At 71.6% G+C, this 19,188-nt stretch carries 21 protein-coding genes; 11 read left to right on the top strand and 10 right to left on the bottom strand.

Going from position 1 to position 19,188, the window contains the following annotated elements; genetic code table 11:
• On the bottom strand, positions 1 to 191 hold a 191-nt coding region (locus tag Q1N79_RS02780), incomplete at its 3' end, for a hypothetical protein (protein WP_300603868.1).
• 44 nt (positions 192 to 235) lie between these two features.
• On the opposite strand from Q1N79_RS02780, the gene Q1N79_RS02775 reads away from it, so the two are divergent.
• Positions 236 to 1,285, top strand: coding sequence for a diacylglycerol kinase family protein (locus Q1N79_RS02775; RefSeq protein ID WP_300603866.1), 1,050 nt, complete (start codon positions 236 to 238; stop codon positions 1,283 to 1,285).
• A 336-nt stretch (positions 1,286 to 1,621) separates the two neighbouring features.
• Entirely contained in the window at positions 1,622 to 1,876 is a 255-nt protein-coding gene (locus tag Q1N79_RS02770) for a WhiB family transcriptional regulator (protein ID WP_300603864.1), read from the top strand.
• A 69-nt stretch (positions 1,877 to 1,945) separates the two neighbouring features.
• Here Q1N79_RS02770 and Q1N79_RS02765 read toward each other — a convergent pair whose 3' ends face one another.
• The gene (locus Q1N79_RS02765; protein ID WP_300603861.1) at positions 1,946 to 3,463 is read right to left on the bottom strand and encodes a sensor histidine kinase; all 1,518 of its coding nucleotides are present in this window, start codon (positions 3,461 to 3,463) and stop codon (positions 1,946 to 1,948) included.
• Between the two features lie 69 nt (positions 3,464 to 3,532).
• On the opposite strand from Q1N79_RS02765, the gene Q1N79_RS02760 reads away from it, so the two are divergent.
• The 4 genes from Q1N79_RS02760 to Q1N79_RS02745 all read left to right on the top strand — a co-directional run bounded on the left by Q1N79_RS02760 (position 3,533) and on the right by Q1N79_RS02745 (position 8,183).
• Positions 3,533 to 4,747 carry an aminotransferase class I/II-fold pyridoxal phosphate-dependent enzyme gene (locus Q1N79_RS02760; RefSeq protein WP_300603859.1) on the top strand — a complete coding sequence of 405 codons (1,215 nt, stop codon included), beginning with the start codon at positions 3,533 to 3,535 and terminating at the stop codon, positions 4,745 to 4,747.
• Positions 4,744 to 5,553 (top strand): GntR family transcriptional regulator, encoded by an 810-nt coding sequence (locus Q1N79_RS02755; protein ID WP_300603857.1) that lies wholly within the window; start codon positions 4,744 to 4,746, stop codon positions 5,551 to 5,553. The genes Q1N79_RS02760 and Q1N79_RS02755 overlap by 4 nt, the downstream gene beginning before the upstream one ends.
• Positions 5,550 to 6,395 (top strand): dethiobiotin synthase, encoded by an 846-nt coding sequence (gene bioD, locus Q1N79_RS02750; protein ID WP_300603854.1) that lies wholly within the window; start codon positions 5,550 to 5,552, stop codon positions 6,393 to 6,395. Before Q1N79_RS02755 ends, bioD begins: the two co-directional genes overlap by 4 nt.
• A gap of 153 nt (positions 6,396 to 6,548) precedes the next feature.
• Positions 6,549 to 8,183 carry an acetolactate synthase gene (locus tag Q1N79_RS02745; RefSeq protein ID WP_300603852.1) on the top strand — a complete coding sequence of 545 codons (1,635 nt, stop codon included), beginning with the start codon at positions 6,549 to 6,551 and terminating at the stop codon, positions 8,181 to 8,183.
• Between the two features lie 23 nt (positions 8,184 to 8,206).
• Here Q1N79_RS02745 and Q1N79_RS02740 read toward each other — a convergent pair whose 3' ends face one another.
• From Q1N79_RS02740 to Q1N79_RS02720, 5 genes are all read right to left on the bottom strand, one after another.
• Entirely contained in the window at positions 8,207 to 8,419 is a 213-nt protein-coding gene (locus tag Q1N79_RS02740; RefSeq protein ID WP_300603849.1) for a biotin/lipoyl-binding carrier protein, read from the bottom strand.
• A 111-nt stretch (positions 8,420 to 8,530) separates the two neighbouring features.
• Positions 8,531 to 9,823: an HD domain-containing phosphohydrolase gene (locus tag Q1N79_RS02735; protein WP_300603846.1), complete on the bottom strand. Its 1,293-nt coding sequence runs from the start codon at positions 9,821 to 9,823 to the stop codon at positions 8,531 to 8,533.
• The gene (locus tag Q1N79_RS02730; protein WP_300603842.1) at positions 9,823 to 11,364 is read right to left on the bottom strand and encodes an HD-GYP domain-containing protein; all 1,542 of its coding nucleotides are present in this window, start codon (positions 11,362 to 11,364) and stop codon (positions 9,823 to 9,825) included. Before Q1N79_RS02730 ends, Q1N79_RS02735 begins: the two co-directional genes overlap by 1 nt.
• A gap of 415 nt (positions 11,365 to 11,779) precedes the next feature.
• Positions 11,780 to 12,052 (bottom strand): mycothiol system anti-sigma-R factor, encoded by a 273-nt coding sequence (rsrA, locus tag Q1N79_RS02725; protein ID WP_300603839.1) that lies wholly within the window; start codon positions 12,050 to 12,052, stop codon positions 11,780 to 11,782.
• Positions 12,049 to 12,696: a sigma-70 family RNA polymerase sigma factor gene (locus Q1N79_RS02720; protein ID WP_300603871.1), complete on the bottom strand. Its 648-nt coding sequence runs from the start codon at positions 12,694 to 12,696 to the stop codon at positions 12,049 to 12,051. Before Q1N79_RS02720 ends, rsrA begins: the two co-directional genes overlap by 4 nt.
• Before the next feature lie 318 nt (positions 12,697 to 13,014).
• Between Q1N79_RS02720 and Q1N79_RS02715 the strand changes: the two genes are divergently transcribed.
• Positions 13,015 to 13,758, top strand: a complete 744-nt coding sequence (locus tag Q1N79_RS02715) for a methyltransferase (RefSeq protein ID WP_300603836.1) — start codon at positions 13,015 to 13,017, stop codon at positions 13,756 to 13,758.
• Here the strand turns inward: Q1N79_RS02715 and Q1N79_RS02710 are convergent.
• Positions 13,755 to 14,096, bottom strand: a complete 342-nt coding sequence (locus tag Q1N79_RS02710; RefSeq protein WP_300603833.1) for a TraR/DksA family transcriptional regulator — start codon at positions 14,094 to 14,096, stop codon at positions 13,755 to 13,757. The genes Q1N79_RS02715 and Q1N79_RS02710 overlap by 4 nt on opposite strands.
• A 70-nt stretch (positions 14,097 to 14,166) precedes the next feature.
• On the bottom strand, positions 14,167 to 14,955 hold the full coding sequence (locus tag Q1N79_RS02705; protein ID WP_300603831.1) for an SOS response-associated peptidase: 789 nt from the start codon (positions 14,953 to 14,955) through the stop codon (positions 14,167 to 14,169).
• Between the two features lie 170 nt (positions 14,956 to 15,125).
• Between Q1N79_RS02705 and aroA the strand changes: the two genes are divergently transcribed.
• Both aroA and Q1N79_RS02695 read left to right on the top strand, forming a co-directional pair.
• Positions 15,126 to 16,421 carry a 3-phosphoshikimate 1-carboxyvinyltransferase gene (gene aroA, locus Q1N79_RS02700; protein ID WP_300603828.1) on the top strand — a complete coding sequence of 432 codons (1,296 nt, stop codon included), beginning with the start codon at positions 15,126 to 15,128 and terminating at the stop codon, positions 16,419 to 16,421.
• Positions 16,391 to 17,485, top strand: a complete 1,095-nt coding sequence (locus Q1N79_RS02695; RefSeq protein ID WP_300603826.1) for a ribosome small subunit-dependent GTPase A — start codon at positions 16,391 to 16,393, stop codon at positions 17,483 to 17,485. The genes aroA and Q1N79_RS02695 overlap by 31 nt, the downstream gene beginning before the upstream one ends.
• Here Q1N79_RS02695 and Q1N79_RS02690 read toward each other — a convergent pair.
• Complete coding sequence (locus Q1N79_RS02690) at positions 17,482 to 17,775, bottom strand: DUF2087 domain-containing protein (RefSeq protein WP_300603823.1); 294 nt, start codon at positions 17,773 to 17,775, stop codon at positions 17,482 to 17,484. The two genes, Q1N79_RS02695 and Q1N79_RS02690, sit on opposite strands and share 4 nt — an antisense overlap.
• Positions 17,776 to 17,876: 101 nt before the next feature.
• Here Q1N79_RS02690 and hisN point away from each other — a divergent pair, with 101 nt between their 5' ends.
• Together hisN and Q1N79_RS02680 are read left to right on the top strand one after the other, a co-directional pair.
• Positions 17,877 to 18,671, top strand: a complete 795-nt coding sequence (hisN, locus tag Q1N79_RS02685) for a histidinol-phosphatase (protein ID WP_300603820.1) — start codon at positions 17,877 to 17,879, stop codon at positions 18,669 to 18,671.
• 236 nt (positions 18,672 to 18,907) lie between these two features.
• A partial coding sequence (locus Q1N79_RS02680) for a CBS domain-containing protein (protein WP_300603817.1) occupies positions 18,908 to 19,188 on the top strand: 281 nt, incomplete at its 3' end.

The raw sequence follows: 19,188 nt of genomic DNA, 5'->3' as shown, positions 1-19,188 counted from the left end.
TGCCAGGACCGCCCCGCCGCGGTGTCGGCCGCGATGAGCACGCCCGCGATGGTCAGGCCGACGGCTTCCAGGACGAGCACGAGGGCAGCAAGCGCGAGCATCGGGGGGCGGCGGGCCGCCGGGGCCGGGGGCGCCGCTGCCGGGGACGTCGCTGCCGGGGGCTTCGGGGCGGCGCCTTTTGGCGAACGCATACCCATAGTCTCGCATCCTTTCGGGCACCGTTAACCTGAGCAACGTGCGCGCGCTGCTGATTATCAATCCTCGCGCGACTTCCATGACCGGGCGCGACGCCGGCCAGGTAGTCCGCGAACTGGGCTCCCGGCTTGAGCTGGAGACGGCCCAGACACGGTACCGCGGTCACGCACGTGACCTTGCCGTCGCATCGGCGGCTCAAGGATATGACCTTGTCGTGACGTTCGGCGGCGACGGAACGGTCAACGAGGTCGTCAACGGGCTGATGAACACGCGGATCCAGGACTACCCCGGGCCGCCGTGCGGTGCCACGGCGTCGCCCAAAGGCGCGACGGCAGCCGTCGGCGTCGCCGGGGCAGCCGACGTCGCGGACAGGACCATCGAGCCCTCAGGACTCACCGGTGCCACGGCGCGGCCGGCGATAGCGCCCGTGCCAGGCGGTGGCGCCAACGTGTTCGCGCGCGCGCTCGGGATGCCGGCGGATCCGGCCGTCGCGGTCCGGCGGATCCTGGCGGCGGTGGACAGCGGGATCTGGCGCACGATCGGGCTGGGGCTCGCCACGGACCGGTACTTCACGTTCAGCGCCGGGCTCGGCCTCGACGCCGAAGTCGTGGCGGACGTCGAGCGGTGGCGGGCCAGCGGCAAGCATGCGTCAACGATGCTGTACCTGCGGACCGCGTTGCGGCGCTATTACGCGATCACCGACCGGCGCCGTCCCGCGCTTACCCTGGACGCCTTGGGCCAGCCGCCGGTCACCGGCCTGTTCATGGGGGTGGTTACGAACAGTTCGCCGTGGACCTACCTCGGCAGCCATCCGGTCCGTCCCACCGCGAACACCGACTTCAACTCCGGCCTCGACGTGTTCGCGCTCCGGCGGCTGCGCACGCTGACCACCTTTGCGGCCCTCGGGCACATGATGCACGCGAACACGCCGCTCCCGTCCGGGCGCGACGTGGTGAGCGCGGTGGCGCTGACCGAGCTCACGTTTCGCGCCGACCGTCCGATCGCTTTTCACATTGACGGCGAATATCTCGGCGAGACAGAGGTAGTCGCGTTCCGGTTCGTTCCGGACGCGCTCCGTGTCATAGCGTGACATGACACACTTGATGTGATCGATCTGACATCAAATTCGCAAGACTCGTTTGCCCCGCCCTCTTGCGCTGGCTCTGCCCTGTTGAGAGGCTAGATCCGGTGCCTGGGGAGACGTTGGCCCGCGTGTACGAGCGTGACTGACAAGGGTGCGTCACCCTCCTGAGAGCGCCCGGGCGTCGGTTGATACCCAGACGGGACCGGATCGGCACCACCAAGATCGGGAATAACAAAACGTTCCCGACATATGGCCTAGCTCGTGAAATGCTTCACAAGCACTGACGTGGCGAGTGGCGGACCGCATGCTGACCAGCCGCTGCGCCGAGAAGGAGTGGACATCATGGACTGGCGTCACGTTGCCGCCTGCCGTGAGGTAGATCCTGAGCTGTTCTTCCCGATCGGAAACAGCGGTCCCGCGCTCCTCCAGATTGAAGAAGCCAAGCAGGTGTGCCGGCGTTGCGCGGTGGTTGAGGACTGCCTGCGGTGGGCCATCGACACCGGTCAGGATGCCGGCGTGTGGGGCGGCATGAGCGAGGACGAGCGACGCGCGCTCAAGCGCCGCACGCTGCGACTGCGGGCGCGCGCTCACGTCTGACCAGTGGAACCGCGCGAGACCGGCTGATCCACCACCGCACACACCATCATCTGAATCAGTTAACGAGCCTCAGCCCTGGCGTGGCTGCGGTTCGTAGCGGACCGGCAGGTCAACGACCGCTACGGTTCCGCCCCCCGGCCGGGGCGTGATGCTGAGCCGGCCGCCAAGCTCGGCCACCACCAGCGTCCTGACGATCTGCAGTCCGAGGCTCGTGGTGTTCTCCACATCGAAATCGGCCGGAAGGCCGGCCCCGTTGTCGCTCACCGTGACCGTGAGCTGCTCTGGAGCCCGCGCGGCGAGCACCTTGATGAATCCGCCTTCAGCGCCGCCGCGCCAGGCCAGCCCGCCGAACCCGTGCTGCAGCGCGTTCTGCAGCAGTTCGGTCAGCACCATCGCCACCGGCGTGGCCACGGACGCGGGCAGCATGCCGAACTGGCCGGTGATCTTCGGCGTCACCCGCACCTCCGGCGATGACACCTCGCCAGCCATCATGGCAACCCGGTCAGCGATGTCGTCGAAATCCACGATCTCCTCAGGAGCGTGGGACAAGGTCTCGTGGACGATCGCGATCGACCCGACTCGCCGCACCGCCTCCTCAAGCGCCGCGCGTGCCTCGGGCGCGTGCAGCCGCCTGGCCTGCAGCCGCAACAGTGCCGCGACAGTCTGCAGGTTGTTCTTGACCCGGTGATGGATCTCGCGGATCGTGGCTTCCTTGGTCAGCAGCTCGCGCTCCCTGCGGCGCAACTCCGTGACGTCCCTGACCAGGACCAGCGCACCGGTCCGCTGACCCGCCACAACCAGCGGGATGGACCGCAGCTGCACGACCGCGCCGTTGCCGTCGATCTCCGTCTCCAGCGGAGCCCGGCCGCGGGCGACGAGCATCAGCGACTCGTCGACAGGCTCCCCTGGCGTGCTCAGCTGCGCGGTCGCCGGCCCGAGTTCCCCGCCCATCAGGTCAGCGGTCAGCCCGAGCCTGCGATAGGCGGACTGCGCGTTCGGGCTCGCGTAGGTGACCCGGCCAGCGCTGTCGAGGCGCAGCAGGCCGTCCCCGACCCGAGGCGAGCGGACCAGCGTGGTGTCCTGGCCGGTGTACGGGAACGTGCCCTCCGACACCATGCGCGCCAGGTCGTCGGCGCCCTGCAGGTAAGTGAGCTCAAGCCTGCTCGGCGTGCGCGCCGAGTTCAGGTTCGTCGACCGCTCGATAACCGCGATGACCCGCCCCTCCCTGGTCACCGGGATCGCCTCGGCGCGCACAGGAACGCCGCTGGTCCAGTCGGGATCGCTCTCCCGCCAGATCCGCCGCTCACCGCGTGCCGTGTCGAGCAGCGGCCGCCATCCTGGCCCGATCTGCTCCCCGACCACGTCGTCGGGGAAGGAAGTAGGCCCCGTCGTCGGCCGCATCTGCGCGACGGCCACCCAGCCCGAGTCAAGCGCGCCGTCGGGCGCGCGCAGCGGCACCCACAGGATCAGGTCCGCGAACGACAGGTCGGCGAGGAGCTGCCAGTCGGACACGAGGGAGTGCAGCCACTCCAGGTCGGCGCCAGACAGGCTCGTGTAGTTCCTGGCGAGATCGGTGAGCGTCGGCACTTTTCCATAATGACACGCGCCGGAGGGGCGGAATTTCCCCGCCAGGACGCGACCTGACATTATTCCCGCATGCACGGTTCCGTATCCCAGACGCCCGACCCGCTGGCCCGGCTGCGCACCGCCGCGGCCGCCCGCGACGCCGCCGGGCTCCGACGGCGGCTCGTTCCCCGCACCCCCGCCGATACAGCGCTTGACCTGGCGTCCAACGACTACCTCGGCCTGTCAGGCGACCCAAGGCTGGCCGCGGCCGCCGCCGCGGCGGCAGGCACGTGGGGGGCCGGGGCAACGGGGTCCCGGCTGGTGACCGGGACGACCGCGCTGCACGCCGAGCTCGAGGAGGATCTCGCGGACTTCGCCGGGGCCCGCACCGCCCTGGCTTTCTCCTCGGGCTACCTGGCCAACCTGACCGTCGTGACCGCGCTCGCCGCAGCGCTTGGCGACGGCGTCCTGATCGTGTCCGACGAGCGCAACCACGCCTCCCTGATCGACGCCTGCCGCCTGGCGCGCGGCCGGGGGGTGCGGTTGCAGGTGACCCCGCACGCGGACGCGGCAGCAGTCGCCGCAGCGCTGGCCAGCCGCGCGGAGGAAGGTGCCCTGGTCGTCACGGAGGCAGTGTTCTCCGTGGCCGGCGACCTCGCGCCACTCGCGGCACTGCACGCGGTCGCGCGCCGCCATGGGGCGCTGCTTGTGGTCGACGAGGCGCACTCCTTCGGCGTGCTCGGGGACGGCGGGCGCGGCGCGGCGCACGACGCCGGGATCGCGGCCGAGCCAGACGTCGTGCGGACCATCACGCTGTCGAAGGCGCTCGGCGGCCAGGGTGGCGCGGTGCTCGCCGCTGACGAGGTCACGCAGACTCTCGTGGACACCGGGCGGGGGTTCATCTTCGACACCGGCCTGGCTCCGCCGTCGGCCGCCGCCGCGCTCGCCGCCCTCCGCGTGCTGCGCGCCGAACCTGGCCTGCCCGTCCTGGCACGGCGCAGCACCGCCAGGCTGGCCGGCGTGGCAGCGGACCTGGGCCTGGTCGTCGCCCCGCCGGACGCCGCTGTCGCGGCGGTCGTCGTTGGCGATCCGCGTGCCGCGCTGGCCGCGCAGCGTGCCTGTGCCGCGCACGGCGTGCGGGCCGGCTGCTTCCGGCCGCCCTCGGTTCCGGCGGGCGGCGCGTGCCTGCGGCTCACCGGACGGGCCACGCTGACGGAAAACGACCTCGCCGTAGCGTCGCGCGCACTGGCCATCGTGAGGGATTATTGCCGGAATACCGCAAACGCGGGAAGGAACACAACATGAGCCTGTCTCCGATACCGGCCGAGGACAGCGCAGGCGACCCTAGCGCACCGCTTCCCGGCAAGCCGGCCACTCTCGGCACGTCGCCGACCGTACTTCGGCTGCCGAAGTACTACCAGGTGAAAAAGCAGTTGCTCGAGTTCACCTCGGCGATGTCACCAGGCAGCCCGGTGCCGCCTGAGCGGGAACTGGCCAGGCTTTACGCGACGTCCCGGACTACGGTGCGGCAGGCGCTCGCGGAGCTGGTGATCGAGGGCCGGCTGCTGCGCATGCAGGGCAAGGGCACCTTCGTCGCCAAGCCGAAGGTCGCGCAGGTGCTCGAGCTGGCCAGCTACACCGAAGGCATGCGGCAGCATGGCCTGCACCCGGAGACGAAGATCCTCGAGATCGGGTACGTCGCGGCCGACGAGCAGCTCGCCGCGCTCCTCGACATCAGGCCGGGCGGCCGCGTGCTGCGCATCCACCGGCTGCGGCTCGCCGACGGCGAGCCGATGTCCATCGACACGTCACACCTGCCCGCCCGCCGTTTCCCCGGCCTGCGCAGGCAGCTGGAGCGGCACGCGTCGCTGTACGAAACGCTGCGCTCCGGATACGGGATCCAGCTGGCCGAGGCCGAGGAGACCATCGAGACCGTGCTGGCCGACCCGCATGACGCCAGGCTGCTCGCCGTCGACCCGGGCATCCCGCTGCTGCTGCTGTCCCGGCACGCGATCGACTCCGCCGGCCTGCCGGTGGAATGGGCGCAGTCTTGGTACCGCGGCGACCGGTACAAGTTCATCACCAGGCTGCGGCGGACTCCTCCCTCATGACCGACCCGGCGGCGCCGCGCGGGATCCTGGTGATCACCGGCACAGGCACCGGCGTGGGCAAGACGGTCGTGACGGCTGCGGTCGCCGTGCTCGCCCAGGCGCGCGGCGCGCGCGTCGCCGTCGTCAAGCCCGCGCAAACCGGCAGCGACGCGGCGGACGCCCCCGATGTCGAAACCGTCGAGCGGCTCTCCGGCGTCACCGACACCCACGAGTTCGCCCGCTTCCCCGACCCGCTCTCGCCTGAGGCTGCCGCGCGCACTTCCGGCCTGCCGCCGCTGGACATGGACGGCGCGGTTGACTACGTGAAGAAACTCGCGCGATCCCGGGACCTGGTCCTGGTCGAGGGCGCAGGCGGCCTGCTGGTGCGCTACGACCCGGCTGGCCGGACGATCGCCAGCCTCGCCAGCGCCCTGGGCGCGCCCGTGCTCGTGGTGACGGCTCCCGGACTCGGCACGCTCAACCACACCGCGCTCACGTGCGAGGCGCTCGCGATGCGCGGCCTGCGACGCTACGGCGTCGTGATCGGCAGCTGGCCGCGCCAGCCCGGCCTGGCCGAGCTGGAAAACCTGGCCGACCTGCGGGCCGTCGCGGGCGAACCGCTGGCCGGCGTGCTGCCGGAAGGCGCGGGCATCCTCGACCGGGCCGCGTTCCTGGCCATGGCCAGGGTCGCGCTAGCGCCGCACCTCGGCGGTGAGCGTCCGCAGGGGTTATGGGAGCCGGAGCCTGGGGCCGCCCATCCTTTAGGAGTCACGCGAGCGCGACTTCGCACACTCTGTGACCATTTTGGAGTCCGTTTTGGGCGATTTGTCCATGCGAGGAGTGTGCGAAGTGGGCGCCAGTGACCCTTGTGGTTGATGGTGAGCTGCCAGAGCCGGAGGGGTGAGAGGGGAGTCACCGGGGGGCCAGGGGGGTGAAAGGGGGGACGGGCAGTCCCCCCTTTGCGGGGGGTCACCGGGGGGTCGCCCCCCGGGGACTAACAGGGTAACGTCAGCCCGGTGACAGGGATAACCGGGCATGGCGGCGCGCGCGCCGTCGCGGTGGCGCAGCGGTACGGCGTGACCGCGATGTTCACGCTGTCCGGCGGCCACGTGTTCCCGCTGTACGACGGCGCCGTCAAGGCGGACCCGCCGCTGCGCCTGGTGGACGTGCGGCACGAGCAGACGGCGGTGTTCGCGGCCGAGGCCACGGCCAGGCTGACCCGCGGGCCCGGCCTCGCGGTGGTCACGGCGGGCCCTGGCGTCACCAACAGCGTCAGCGCCGTCACCACGGCCTGGTTCAACGGCGCGCCGCTTGTGCTGCTCGGCGGCCGCGCCCCTGACTACTTGTGGGGCAGCGGTGCGCTGCAGGAGATGGACCACGTCCCCGTGCTCGCGACGGTGACCAAGCGCGCGTGGACCGAGCATGACAAGGGGCGCGTCGCCGCGTCGGTGGACGAGGCGTTCCGGATCGCGCTGACCCCGCACCGCGGGCCGGTGTTCTGCGACTTCCCGCTTGAGACGATCTACGACCAGGCCGGGGAGGAACTGCCGCAGGGCGGGCCGGCCCCCGCCGCGGCGCCCGACCCCGGCGAGGTCAGCCGGATCGCCGCGCTGCTTGCCGGGGCCCGGCGGCCCGTCCTCGTGCTCGGCTCGGACGTGTGGCTCGGCCGCGCCGAAGACGCGGCCAGGCAGGCCGCGCAGGCGCTTCGGCTGCCCGTGATCACGAACGGCCAGGCCCGGGGCGTGCTGCCCGGCGGGCACGAACTGCTCGTCACCCGTGCCAGGTCGATCGCCTTCGCGGCGGCGGACCTGGTGATCGTGGCGGGGGTGCCGCTGGACTTCCGGCTGCGCTACGGGTCGTTCGGCCCGGGGGACGAGCCGGCCAACGTGGTGCACGTCGCCGACGAGCGCGGCATGCTCGCGGAGCACTGCCCGCTGGCCGCCGCCGCGGCGGGCGACCTGACCGCCTTCTTCACCGCGCTCGCCGGCGAGGCCCGGCCTGGGGCCGACCCTGACTGGCTGCCGCGGCTGCGTGCGTCCGCGGCCGCGGCCGTCGCCGCGGACGCGGCGCTGCTCGCCAGCGACGCCGAACCGGTGCACCCGGTCCGCGTCTACGGAGAGCTGCTCAAGGCGCTCGACGACGACGCCGTGGTGATCGGCGACGGCGGCGACTTCGTGTCGTTCGCCGGCCGCCACGTCGAGCCGAGCAAGCCTGGCAGGTGGCTGGACCCGGGACCGTTCGGATGCCTGGGCACGGGCCTGGGCTACGCGGTCGCCGCACGGCTTGCACACCCGTCAGCCCAGGTCGTGCTGCTGCTTGGCGACGGCGCGGCGGGGCTGTCGCTGATCGACGTGGACACGCTGGTGCGACATGACCTGCCCGTGGTGATCGTCTGCGGCAACAACGGCGCGTGGGGCCTTGAGAAGGGGCCGATGCGGGCGGTGTACGGCTACGACGTCGCCGCCGACCTGCGGCCGGGTACCCGCTACGACGAGGTGGTGCGCGCCCTCGGCGGCGCGGGGGAACTGGTCACCGCCCCTGGGCAGATCGGCCCGGCGCTGCGCAGGGCGTTCGCGTCCGGCGTCCCGTACCTGGTCAACATCGTCACCGACGTCTCCGCCGAGTATCCGCGGTCCACGACCGGCGTCTGACCCCGGACCGCGCGCCCCGGCGGCTAGTCGATGACGGCGATCAGGTCGTCTTCCTGGACGACGTCGCCCTCGGCGACGTGCAGCTTGGCGACCACCCCGCTGGTCTCGGTGAGGACCGGGATCTCCATCTTCATGGACTCCAGGATCACCAGCGTGTCGCCGTCGTCGACGTGGTCGCCTTCTGCCACGAGCACGCGCCACACGTTCGCGACCATCTCCGCGCGGACCTCCGCCACAGCAGGCTCCTTCGTCTCCCCCGGCTTCGCCGGGCCCGGGCGCTGCCCGGCGTTACGTCAGGAGGAGCGTACCCGACCGGGGTCTGCCGCGGGCGGCGCCACCGGACGGCGTTACGGCCCGAGTACCGAGCGCCTGCTCACCAGCCTGCTCAGCGCCTCGATCACGTGCGGGTCGTACTCGGACGCGGTGTCGAGCCGCAGGCGCTGCACGGCCGCCGCCGCCCGGCTGGGCTCCACCGAACTGCCCACCAGGTCGTCGAACGCGTTGGCCGCGCGGATGATGCGGCTGCTCAGCGGCGGCTCCTCGCCCCTGTCCCCCGGCCGGCACGGGTCGCTCTGCCGCCGCACGATGTCGGCCACCGTGTCCAGGACGCGGGCCTGCTGGATGACCTCGGCGCCGTATTCGGCGATCCGCCGCTGCTCTTCCCTGACCACGAGCACCGTCGCGCCGCCCGGGATGGGTTCGCGCAGCGACAGCTGGCCGATGTCGTGCATGAGCGCGGCGTACTCAAGCTCGAGCAGCGCGGGCTCCGGCATGCCCAGCTCGCGCCCGATGGACACCGCGAGCTTGGCCACCCGGGCCGAGTGCCCGATCTCCACGTACCCGCCGATCTCGGTCACCCTCGCCAGCGCGCGCACCGTCTGCAGGTAGGTGGCCCTGATCCCGGTGTACCTGCGCAGCGCCACCTGGGTGACCAGCAGCGGCGCGGTGAAGACCGCGACCGCCGCGAGCCCCATCACCTCGGCGGCGAAGGCGATGAGCAGCGCGGACGCGCCCACCGCGGCGCCGACCGGCAGCTGCACGCGGAACTCGTCCAAGAGCATCACGCCGAACCTGGCGCGCAGCGCGTCCGTCCGGATGAGCGCGACGATGACCGCCTTGACCAGCCAGCCCACGATGACAAGCGAGAACATCACCGGCAGCTCGGACCACCAGCGGCTGCCGATCAGCGAGGCGTTCGCGAGCGGGCGGAATACCGCGGCCACGCAGGCGACCGACACCAGCTGTGCCGCCATCGCGGACAGCCGGGTGGGTCGGCCGACCGCCACGTGCGGCAGCGCTCCGATGATCATCCCGATGGCGGACACCGCGATGACCTGCTCAGGGTCCAGCCTGACCGGGCTATTGCCGATGCGGATGAGCAGCGCGTACGCAAGCGCGCCCGCCGTGGCGATGGGCGCGGCCTCCCGGTCGCCCGGCAGGTTCAGCCGTAGCAGCTCGCCGAACGCGATCAGCCCGCCGAACGCGAGCGCGGCGCGCACGTCGCGGACGCCCACCGCGGCGGTCTGCGCGACCGCGGCGATGAGCAGCACGCCCGCGAACAGGACGAGCAGCGACTGGCCGGAATCCAGGACCTGCCGCGGGAACCCCCGCGGCTCATGCCGTGGCGAAGCCACCGACATCAGTGGCTCTCAATGGCGCGCAGCGGACCCGCGGGATCGGCTAGCTCGCTTCCAGGCTCGCCGTCCGCGCTTGCCGCCTTGCCGGCCTGGCCGTTGCCCGTCAGCGCGTCCGCGGGCGGGGCGGCCCCGGGCACGCCGCCCACGGGCAGGACACCCGCCGACAACCCTCCCGCCGACAACCCTCCCGCGGACAACCCTCCCGCGGACAGGACGCCCGCGGACAGGACGCCCGCGGACAACCCTCCCGCGGACAGGACGTCAGTGGCGGCCGTCTGGTCCGCGCCCGCCGGCGTGGCCTCGGGTGTCCGCCAGCCGTCGCGCTCTATCGCGGTGACGAAGGCGTCGACGAAGGCGGGGTCGAACTGGGTGCCCGCCCACTTGCGCAGCTCGGCTATCGCCTCAGGCACCGGCCGCGCCCCGCGGTAGGACCTGGTCGACGTCATCGCGTCGAACGCGTCCGCCACCGCGAGCACGCGGGCGAACTCGGGTATCTCATCGCCCGCCAGGCCCATCGGGTAGCCCCTGCCGTCGATCCGCTCGTGGTGGTGCATGATCCCCGCCAGCGCCTCGTCGAGGAACCCGATCTCCCGCACGATGTCAAGCCCGCGCATCGGGTGCAACTGGATGGCGGCGTACTCGTCGTCGGTCAGCGAGCCGCTCTTCTGCAGGACGGACGTCGGAACGCCGAGCTTGCCCACGTCGTGCAGCATCCCCGCGTACCTGATCGCCTCGACGCGTTCGGCGCGCATCCTGATCTCGCGGGCGATCATCACAGATCCCCTGGAGACCCGCTCGCTATGACCCCGGGTGTAGAAGTCCTTGGTCTCCACGGCCTGGCACAGCGCGCTGACCGTCGCCTCGTAGGCTCGCTGCTGCGCGGCGAACTGTGCCACGGCCCAGCGGGCCACGAGCAGCGGGATGACCACGAGGACCGGGGTGAACGGGCCGAGCACGCTCCACAGCGCGGCGATCAGCAGGCCGAACGCGGCGTAGCCCATGTCGGTGAGCAGCAGCTTGAGGTCGAGCCCCACCCGGCCGAGCGCGGACCCGGGTTCCCTGGTGATCCAGAGCACCCCGCGCAGCAGCGAGAAGTTCACGGCCACGTGCACGATCACCGCGCAGGCGAACGGCCCGATGATGGCGGGAAACGAAATGGGCGTCGGCGTGCCCACGTGGCCGCCGAACAACAGGTACGTGCGGCCCGCGAGATAGGCGCTGAGCGCGAACATCCCGGTGTTGAAGAGCCGCTGGGCGGGCGACGGGCCGCGGCGCATGCCAAGCAGCGTGCAGCAGCCGACCAGCGCGGCCCCGACGGGGCCGACCAGGATCACCGCGGCCAGGCTCGCGGTGCTGTTGGGGGACCAGGCGAGGTTCCGCGAGTTCAGCAGCGTCGCGGTGGACTCGCAGGCGATAAGCAGCAGGCCGAGCGCCGCGACCTTGTCCCACCCGATCCCGCCGAACGGACCCAGGGCAATCGCGATCACGGCGACGGCTATCACCGCGCCGATGTACAGCCAGGCGATTCGCGAGAGCTTGCCCACGCTCCCCCCTCGTAGCCAGCGGCAGTTGACCCGAACCGCGCTAAGCGCCGTCGCTACCCCCAGGAGACCCCGAAGGCATCCACGACGGTCACGCATTGTGTCCTAGGCCGGCACGTGATCGTGGCCGGCTTGCCGTGTGCCTGCATTGGGATAGTCCTCCCTCACGCAAATGCTGACGGCAGCTTGTGGCTTGCCGTCAAAGACAGGATAACGTGGCCGCGCTAATTCTCGCAGACCCAAAGCTGATCGTGAACGCACCGCGAACATGCGATCACGCTATGCAACAAACGGCCGACCGTATCCCGTCGGTGTAATTCACGCGAACGCAAGCTTAAGGGCACCCCAATCATCTCGGGATAGCCGTCCGCGCCGCCGCACTCAGCCAGCCGCAACTACTGGCAGCTACACGCGGCGGCTACTCGCTAACCTCGAACTCAGCTTGCAACTGCCTGATCCGCACCAGCACTTTGGTGCGCAGCCCGTCGGGCACAGGATCGCAGCCGCAATGCTTGGCGACCAGCCGCTTGACCGCTTCCTCAAGGCCGAACTCCCGCAGGCACGGCGAGCACTCGTCCAGGTGCTGCCTGATGCTTTCGCAATCGGCGGCCGACATCTCCCCGTCCAGGTACCAGTAGATGCGGTCAAGCACCTCGCTGCACGGTACGTCATGCGGGTTCCCGCAGCTCATGACCTGCCCTCCTCGGCCCCAGCGGCCTCGGCCTGAGCGCTTCCAAGCTCAGCGCCGGCAGCCTGCGCCCGAACCAGACCACGCTCGCTGGCGTAGTCCTGGAGCAGCTCCCGCAGCTGGCGGCGACCGCGGTGCAGCCGTGACATCACGGTACCTATCGGCGTCCCCATGATGTCGGCGATTTCCTTATACGCGAATCCCTCGACGTCGGCGAGGTAGACCGCGATCCGGAACTCCTCTGGCAGGCTCTGCAGCGCGGTCTTGATGTCGGAGTCGGGGAGCCGCTCGAGCGCCTCGGCTTCCGCCGACTTCAGCCCGCCCGAGCTGTGCGAGGCCGCCCGCGCGAGCTGCCAGTCCTCCACCTCGTCCGACCCCGACCGCTGCGGCTCCCGCTGCCGCTTGCGGTAGGTGTTGATGAACGTGTTGGTGAGGATCCGGAACAGCCAGGCCTTGAGGTTCGTCCCCTGCTGGAACTGGTGGAAGGACGCGTACGCCTTGGCGAACGTCTCCTGCACAAGGTCCTCGGCGTCCGCCGGGTTCCGCGTCATCCGGAGGGCGGCGGAGTAAAGCTGGTCCAGGTAAGGCAGGACATCTGCTTCGAAGCGCTCGCCGCGCTCCTGTAGCGTCTCTGACACGGGACTCACCCCCTCGCGGTTCTCCTCCTCGCCCTGCGCCGCGACGTCGCGCAGCGTGCGAAGACCGTAAGAGGATACCCGGCCGGCCCGCCAGGGGAAGTGCCGGCGTGACCGAGGGCCAGGCGAGGACGTGGTGCCGCCGGGCTTCTTCGGCGGTGAGGCAACAGCCATGCCGCGTTCAACACCGCCGGGTGCCGGGCAATTCCGGCCCGGCACGCCATGTTCCATCCTGGATTCCCCGCTGGCCAGGGATGGAACGCCCGGCGTGGGGAAGGGTAAGGACCGAGGGCGCCCCGCGAGCGGGCGCACCCGGCCAGGAGCAACCCCGTGCGCGCAAGCACCAGTGCCGTGCAGGACACCGATCCTGCGGCGGACTCCTACTCGCGTTTCCACGCCGCGGTCTCCCGCGCCCAGCTCACCACGTGGCTGCCGCACGGGAGCCGGTTGCTCGTCGACATCTCCGGCCCGTCCGCGCGGGCCGCAGAAGTGGCGGCCTGCGCCGGCCACAGCGTGCTGCGAGTGGTCGAACCTGGCACCCCGGCGCCGCCCGGCGCCGGGCTCGAGGTCACCGGGCGCCTGGGCACGGTAGCCGCCGACGCCAGCGGACTTGAATTCCTCGCCGACGGCTGCGCCGACGGCGTGATCGCCGAGGACCGCACGCTGTCGCGGCGCATCGCCGCCGAGGCGCTTGTCGGCGAGATCGCGCGCGTGCTGCGGCCCGGCGGCAGCGTGCTCGCCTGCGTTGACTCGCTGACCCTCGGCATGGCGGTGCTCGCGGAGCAGCACCGCTGGCCGCACCTGGTCGACGTCCCCAACGCGGACGTCGTGCTCGTCCCGTGGCCGGACGGCACCATCACCCGCTGCTACGGGGCCGAGCAACTGCGCGAGCTGTTCACAGGCAACGGGCTGCACGTGAGCTGGATCCGCCCGCGCACGGTGTTCTCGCGGCGGACGGTCAGCTACCTGCTGGCCCGCGACCCGGGAAGCTTCGGCAGGCTCGTGACGGCGGAACTGAGCGCCCGCAGTGACGACTCGGTAGGCAACCAGCTGATCATCTGCGCCCGCCGCTAACGCCGGCGCCGGTCCAGCCGCGACTGGCACGGCACGCACCTGGCGGTAGCCGGGCGTGCCTCGAGGCGGGCGTCGGGCACCGGGTGCCCGCAGTCCACGCACCGCCCGTAGCTTCCTTCGTCCACCCGGGCAAGCGCGGCGGCCACCTCCGCGCGCTGCGTCAGCGCCGCCTGCACGGCAGCCTGGTTGCGGTCCGCCTCGGTCAGGTTCGCGCCAGCGTCGCCCGCCTCCGCGGATCCACCCCGGACCAGCGGATGTTCACCCTCCAGTACCGCGACCGTCCTCTCCAGGTCGTCGCGCATTTCCTCTAGGCGCTTGCGGGCAACGCTGATTTCCATGGCAAGTCCTCGCCTCCTGTCCGCGGTGCCTGCGGGCACGGCGGAAACCGCGCCGCCCGACACCGCGGGCTCAGAACAGGGGGGGCCGCTCCCCTTCGCCGGAACCCGGCCCGGGGGCCGGCCCGGAGGCCGGCGAACCGTCATCGACGAGCGGCTCGACGAGACCCGGCCCGTTGTTCCGTACAGAGTTGACGGCCGTTGAAACGGGGTGCGACCTCAGGCCGCCCGCCCCCGAGGATGTGGCGGGCAGCATTGTCGCGAGCAGCAGTTCTTTGTCGTTGTTGGCCGGGTCAAGCCAGTCCGCCCAGCTTTCCGGCGCTATCACCATCGGCGTCCGGTCGTGAATCTTGCCGATGTCGTCAGCCGCGTCGGTGGTGATAATCGCCCCCGACCAGTACCAGGCGTGCTCGTGGTCGGCTGGCACTGACTCGTCCCGCCACAGCTCGTAAATGCCGGCGAAGGCGAGGATTCCACCGTCCGTTCGGTATATGTAAAAGGGCTTCTTGGCCTTGCCGGCGGCCTGCCACTCGTAGTAGCCGTCGGCGGGGATGATGCAACGACGGCGGCCGAACGCGCCGCGGAACGCCGGCTTGACCGCGACCGTCTCGGCGCGCGCGTTGATCATCCGGGCACCGCCGGAGGTGTCCTTCGCCCAGGACGGCACGAGCCCCCAGCGGAGCAGGCGCAGTTGCCGTGTGCGGAGCTCATCGTCATCCTTGCGGTCGACCACTACGTAGATCCGCTTGGTCGGGGCCACGTTGTAGTCCGGGTCGCGGTCTTCGCCCACGCGGTCGCGCTCCACGGCGAACTCCTCGAGGAGCTCAAGCCGCTTTCGGGCAGAGACGAACCGACCGCACATGGACCCTTCCCTGTTCGCAGGAACCCGCCGACTTCCCTTATCGCCCGGTAGAAGTCGGATTGGCAAGTCATAACCAGAAAACGCCGCCGCCAAACCCGCCGGGGACCGCGGCACTCGCCGCGGCTGCACTTGCCTGCCGGCGCGAACCCGCCGGCGATACGCTCAGGTCTATGGACTCCGGACGCTGGCACACCCCTGCCGCCCATCGACCGGTGCGCGCCCGGCTGCGGCTGCCAGGTTCCAAGTCGATCACCAACCGCGCCCTGGTGCTCGCCGCCCTCAGCTACTCCGCGGCTGTGATCCGCGGGCCGCTGAAGGCCCGCGACACCAGCCTCGCCGTAGCGGCGCTGCAGGCCCTCGGGTGCTCGATAAGGGAATCCGGAACGGACCTGGCCGTCTCTGGCGGGCTCCAGGCCACTGGCTCGGTGCGGGTCGACGTCGGGAACGCCGGGACTGTGCTGCGCTTCCTTCCCGCGGTAGCGGCGCTGACCACGGCGTCGGCCGAGTTCGACGGCGACCCGCGGGCGCGGGAACGGCCGGTGGGCGGGCTGCTCGTCGCGTTGCGCGCGCTCGGCGCCGACATCGACGACGGCGGGCGGGCGGCGCTGCCGTTCACGGTGCGCGGGTCCGGCACCGTCCGCGGCGGCAATGTCACGCTCGACGCGTCCGGCTCATCCCAGCTGGTGTCCGGGCTGCTGCTGGCCGCACCGCACTTCGTGCTTGGCGCCGAGGTGCACCACGAGGGGCCGCCGCTGCCGTCGCTGCCGCACATCGAGATGACCGTCCGGATGCTGCGCGCGGCAGGCGCGGAAGTGGAGGTCGGCGCGGGGACGCGGCCGAGCACCTGGCGAGTGCGTTCCGGCCCGGTCAACCTGGGCGACTTCACCGTCGAGCCCGACCTGTCCAACGCGGGCCCGTTCCTCGCGGCGGCGCTGGTCACCGGCGGGTCCGTCACCGTGCGGGACTGGCCGCGCGACAGCCTGCAGGCCGCGGACGCGATCCGCGACGTGCTCACCCGGATGGGCGCGGACTGCTCGCTCGGCCCCGACGGGCTGACCGTCACCGGGACCGGCACGATCCGCGGCATCGCGGCGGACCTGCGCGACATCCCCGAGCTGTGCCTGCCGCTGACCGCGCTCGCCGCGCTGGCCAGCGGCCCTTCGGTGCTCACGGGCGTGGGGCACACGCGGGCGCAGGAGACCGACCGGCTGGCCGCGATCGCCAAGGAGATCAACGCGCTCGGCGGCGACGTCGCGGAACAGCCGGACGGCCTGACAGTCAGGCCACGCCCGCTGCGCGCCGGCGGGCACGCGTTCGACAGCTACGACGATCACCGCATGGTGATGGCGGCGGCCGTTCTCGGCCTGGCCGTGCCAGGCATCGAGGTGCTGAACGCCGCCACGGTCGGTAAGACCTTCCCCGACTTCACGGCCCTGTGGGCGGAACTCGTCAGGGGGGACTTCTGAGGAGCCGTTCCGCCGACCTCGACGAGGATGACGTCCCGGTCCGCGCTGGCCGCGGGTCCCGGCCGCGCACCAGGCGCCGCCCGGCGCACGAGAGCGCGATCGAGGGGTTCGTCGTCAACGTCGACCGCGGCAGGTACGGCTGCCTGATCGACGACCCGAACGGCGGCAGCCGGATGGTGACCGCCATGAAGGCCCGCGAGCTCGGCCGCAACTCGGTCGTGGTCGGGGACCGGGTGGCGCTGGCCGGCGACACCTCGGGCGCGCCAGGCACGCTGGCACGCGTCGTGCGGGTCGCCGAGCGCACCAGCGTCCTGCGGCGCTCCCCGGACGACACCGATCCGCTGGAGCGGATCATCGTGGCGAACGCGGACCAGATGGTGATCGTCTGCGCGCTCGCCGATCCGGTGCCCCGGCTCCGGTTCGTTGACCGCTGCCTGGTCGCCGCCTACGACGCCGGCCTTGACCCGCTGCTCGTGCTGACCAAATCGGACCTGGCCTCGCCGCGCCGGGTGCGGGCGTTCTACCGGCCCCTTGGCCTGCCGATGCTCACCACGCGCCAGCCGCTGCCCGCGCAGACCCTGTCCCGGCTGCGCCGTGCGCTTGACGGCCGGGTGAGCGTGCTGATCGGCCAGTCGGGGGTCGGCAAGTCGACGCTGGTCAACGAGCTCGTGCCGGACGCAGGCCGGGCGGTGGGCACGGTCAACCCGGTAACCGGGCGGGGCAGGCACACCTCGTCCTCGGCGATCGCGCTGCCGCTTGCCGCCCTCCCGGCCGCCCGCGGCCGGCGCGGTGCCTCCCCGGCGGCCGGCCCTGGTGCGACCGCGGACGGGCACGGGTGGCTGATCGACACCCCGGGGGTGCGCGGCTTCGGCTTGGGCCACGTCGCGGTCAAGCGCGTCGTGGAGGCCTTCGGCGACCTGGCCGAAGGGACCGCCGACTGCCCCCCCGGCTGCGATCACCTGTCCGAAGGCTGCGCGCTCGACGAATGGGCGCGCGCGCACGGCGCGCAGACCCGCCTGGACTCGCTGCGCCGCCTGCTGCGCAGCCGCGAATCACCTGACTAGGTGACCGTGCCGCCGGAGCGCCAGTACGTGCCGTCGGGGGTCCGTGACATCAGTTCCTCGTCCACGAGGTAGCGCCGCAGCGCGGCATGGTCGTCGTACAGGGCCTTCAGCACCTCGTTGACCGCGGCCTCGCGGTAGCGGCGGCCCGGCTCGAAGGCCTGCGCCACCTGGTCGAGCAGCAACAGGCGGGGCGCGCGGCGGGCAGGGATCGCCGTGATCCGGCCGTCCCTGACGAACGGGCGCAACTGGCCGGGAAGGTCGCTGAACACGGCACCGGGGTAGCTGTCCATCGATGCCATTATGTCCGCACGTGCGTCCGGCACGCCGGCCGGGAAGCGCTTGCCCGCCCGATGCTGGCCAGCGCGCTGCCTTAGCCGGTACCGTTTCGCGGGTGGGAGGCTACGACGACGACCTGCGCTTCGCGCACGTGCTGGCTGACGCCGCCGATGACATTACAACGAGGCGGTTCCGGGCGCTTGACCTGCGCGTGGAGACGAAGCCGGATCTGACGCCTGTCTCCGACGCCGACCGCGCCACCGAGGAGTCGCTGCGCAACGTGCTGCGCAGGGCGCGCCCGCGGGACGCGGTGCTCGGCGAGGAGTCGGGCCGGACGGGCAGCGGACCGCGCTGCTGGGTCATCGACCCGATCGACGGGACCAAGAACTACGTCCGCGGCGTCCCGGTCTGGGCGACGCTCATCGGGCTGCTCGACGGCGACGAGGTCGTGGTCGGCGTGGTGTCCGCTCCGGCGCTCGGCCGGCGCTGGTGGGCGGCGGCGGGCGGCGGGGCGTGGACCGGCCGTAGCCTGACCAAGGCCAGCAGGTGCCAGGTGTCCGGGGTCACCAAGCTAAGCGACGCCTCGTTCTCCTATTCGGGCATTGGCGGCTGGGCGGAGAAGGGCAGGCTCGGCGGGTTCCTGTCACTCGCCCAGTCTGTCTGGCGGACGCGCGCGTTCGGCGACTTCTGGTCGCACATGCTGGTCGCCGAGGGCGCGGTGGACATCTCGGCGGAACCGGAAGTCTCGCTGTGGGACCTGGCGGCGCTCCAGGTGATCGTGCAGGAGTCCGGCGGTCGCTTCTCCGACCTGTCCGGGGTGGCGACCCCCGACGGGGGCAGCGTCGTCTGCACCAACGGCCAGCTGCACGAGGAGGTCCTCGCCCAGCTGGCGGAGACCGCCGCCCGCTGACATCGAAGCCCGGTGGGACCCATGCCAGGGGGGCGGACGCGTTGCACGGACCTGAGCGGGTATATCACAAGTTCACAAGCTCAGCGCACGCGGCTTTACCTGGGGAAACGTCCGGTTGCGGCGGGGAGTGCGGCGATGCGTCACCGTCGCGACGACAGACGCGGCTCGCGCCGCGCTTGCGCCCGGGAACCTGGAACACTCCCTGGGGGTGATACGCCATGAAGGTGGCAGAAGGAATGTCACAGCGGGTCCTCACGATCGGCCCGGCCCATACGCTACGGGAGGCCGCCCGCATGATGGCACACAGGCGCGTCGGCGCCGCCGTGGTCGTGAACCCCGAACACTCGGGCGTGGGCATCCTCACCGAACGGGACATCCTGAACTCGGTGGCGGCCGGGGAGAGCCCGGACGCCGAGCTCGCCGCGCAGCACTGCACGCAGGAGGTCGTGTTCGCGGCGGGCGACTGGACCCTCGAGGACGCCGCGACGGCGATGGTGCGCGGGGGATTCCGGCACCT

Source organism: Trebonia sp. (assembly GCF_030042015.1).
Classification (GTDB): Bacteria; Actinomycetota; Actinomycetes; order Streptosporangiales; family Streptosporangiaceae; genus Trebonia.
Note: the sequence above shows the minus strand (reverse complement) of the source record. Positions and strands in the feature narration are given on the sequence as shown.

Coding starts and splice junctions, on each gene's coding strand:
- Q1N79_RS02770 (WP_300603864.1), top strand. CDS start 1,622: ATGGACTGGCGTCACGTTGCCGCCTGCCGTGAGGTAGATCCTGAGCTG.
- Q1N79_RS02760 (WP_300603859.1), top strand. CDS start 3,533: ATGCACGGTTCCGTATCCCAGACGCCCGACCCGCTGGCCCGGCTGCGC.
- Q1N79_RS02755 (WP_300603857.1), top strand. CDS start 4,744: ATGAGCCTGTCTCCGATACCGGCCGAGGACAGCGCAGGCGACCCTAGC.
- bioD (WP_300603854.1), top strand. CDS start 5,550: ATGACCGACCCGGCGGCGCCGCGCGGGATCCTGGTGATCACCGGCACA.
- Q1N79_RS02735 (WP_300603846.1), bottom strand. CDS start 9,823: ATGTCGGTGGCTTCGCCACGGCATGAGCCGCGGGGGTTCCCGCGGCAG.
- rsrA (WP_300603839.1), bottom strand. CDS start 12,052: ATGAGCTGCGGGAACCCGCATGACGTACCGTGCAGCGAGGTGCTTGAC.
- Q1N79_RS02710 (WP_300603833.1), bottom strand. CDS start 14,096: ATGGAAATCAGCGTTGCCCGCAAGCGCCTAGAGGAAATGCGCGACGAC.
- Q1N79_RS02705 (WP_300603831.1), bottom strand. CDS start 14,955: ATGTGCGGTCGGTTCGTCTCTGCCCGAAAGCGGCTTGAGCTCCTCGAG.
- aroA (WP_300603828.1), top strand. CDS start 15,126: ATGGACTCCGGACGCTGGCACACCCCTGCCGCCCATCGACCGGTGCGC.
- Q1N79_RS02690 (WP_300603823.1), bottom strand. CDS start 17,775: ATGGACAGCTACCCCGGTGCCGTGTTCAGCGACCTTCCCGGCCAGTTG.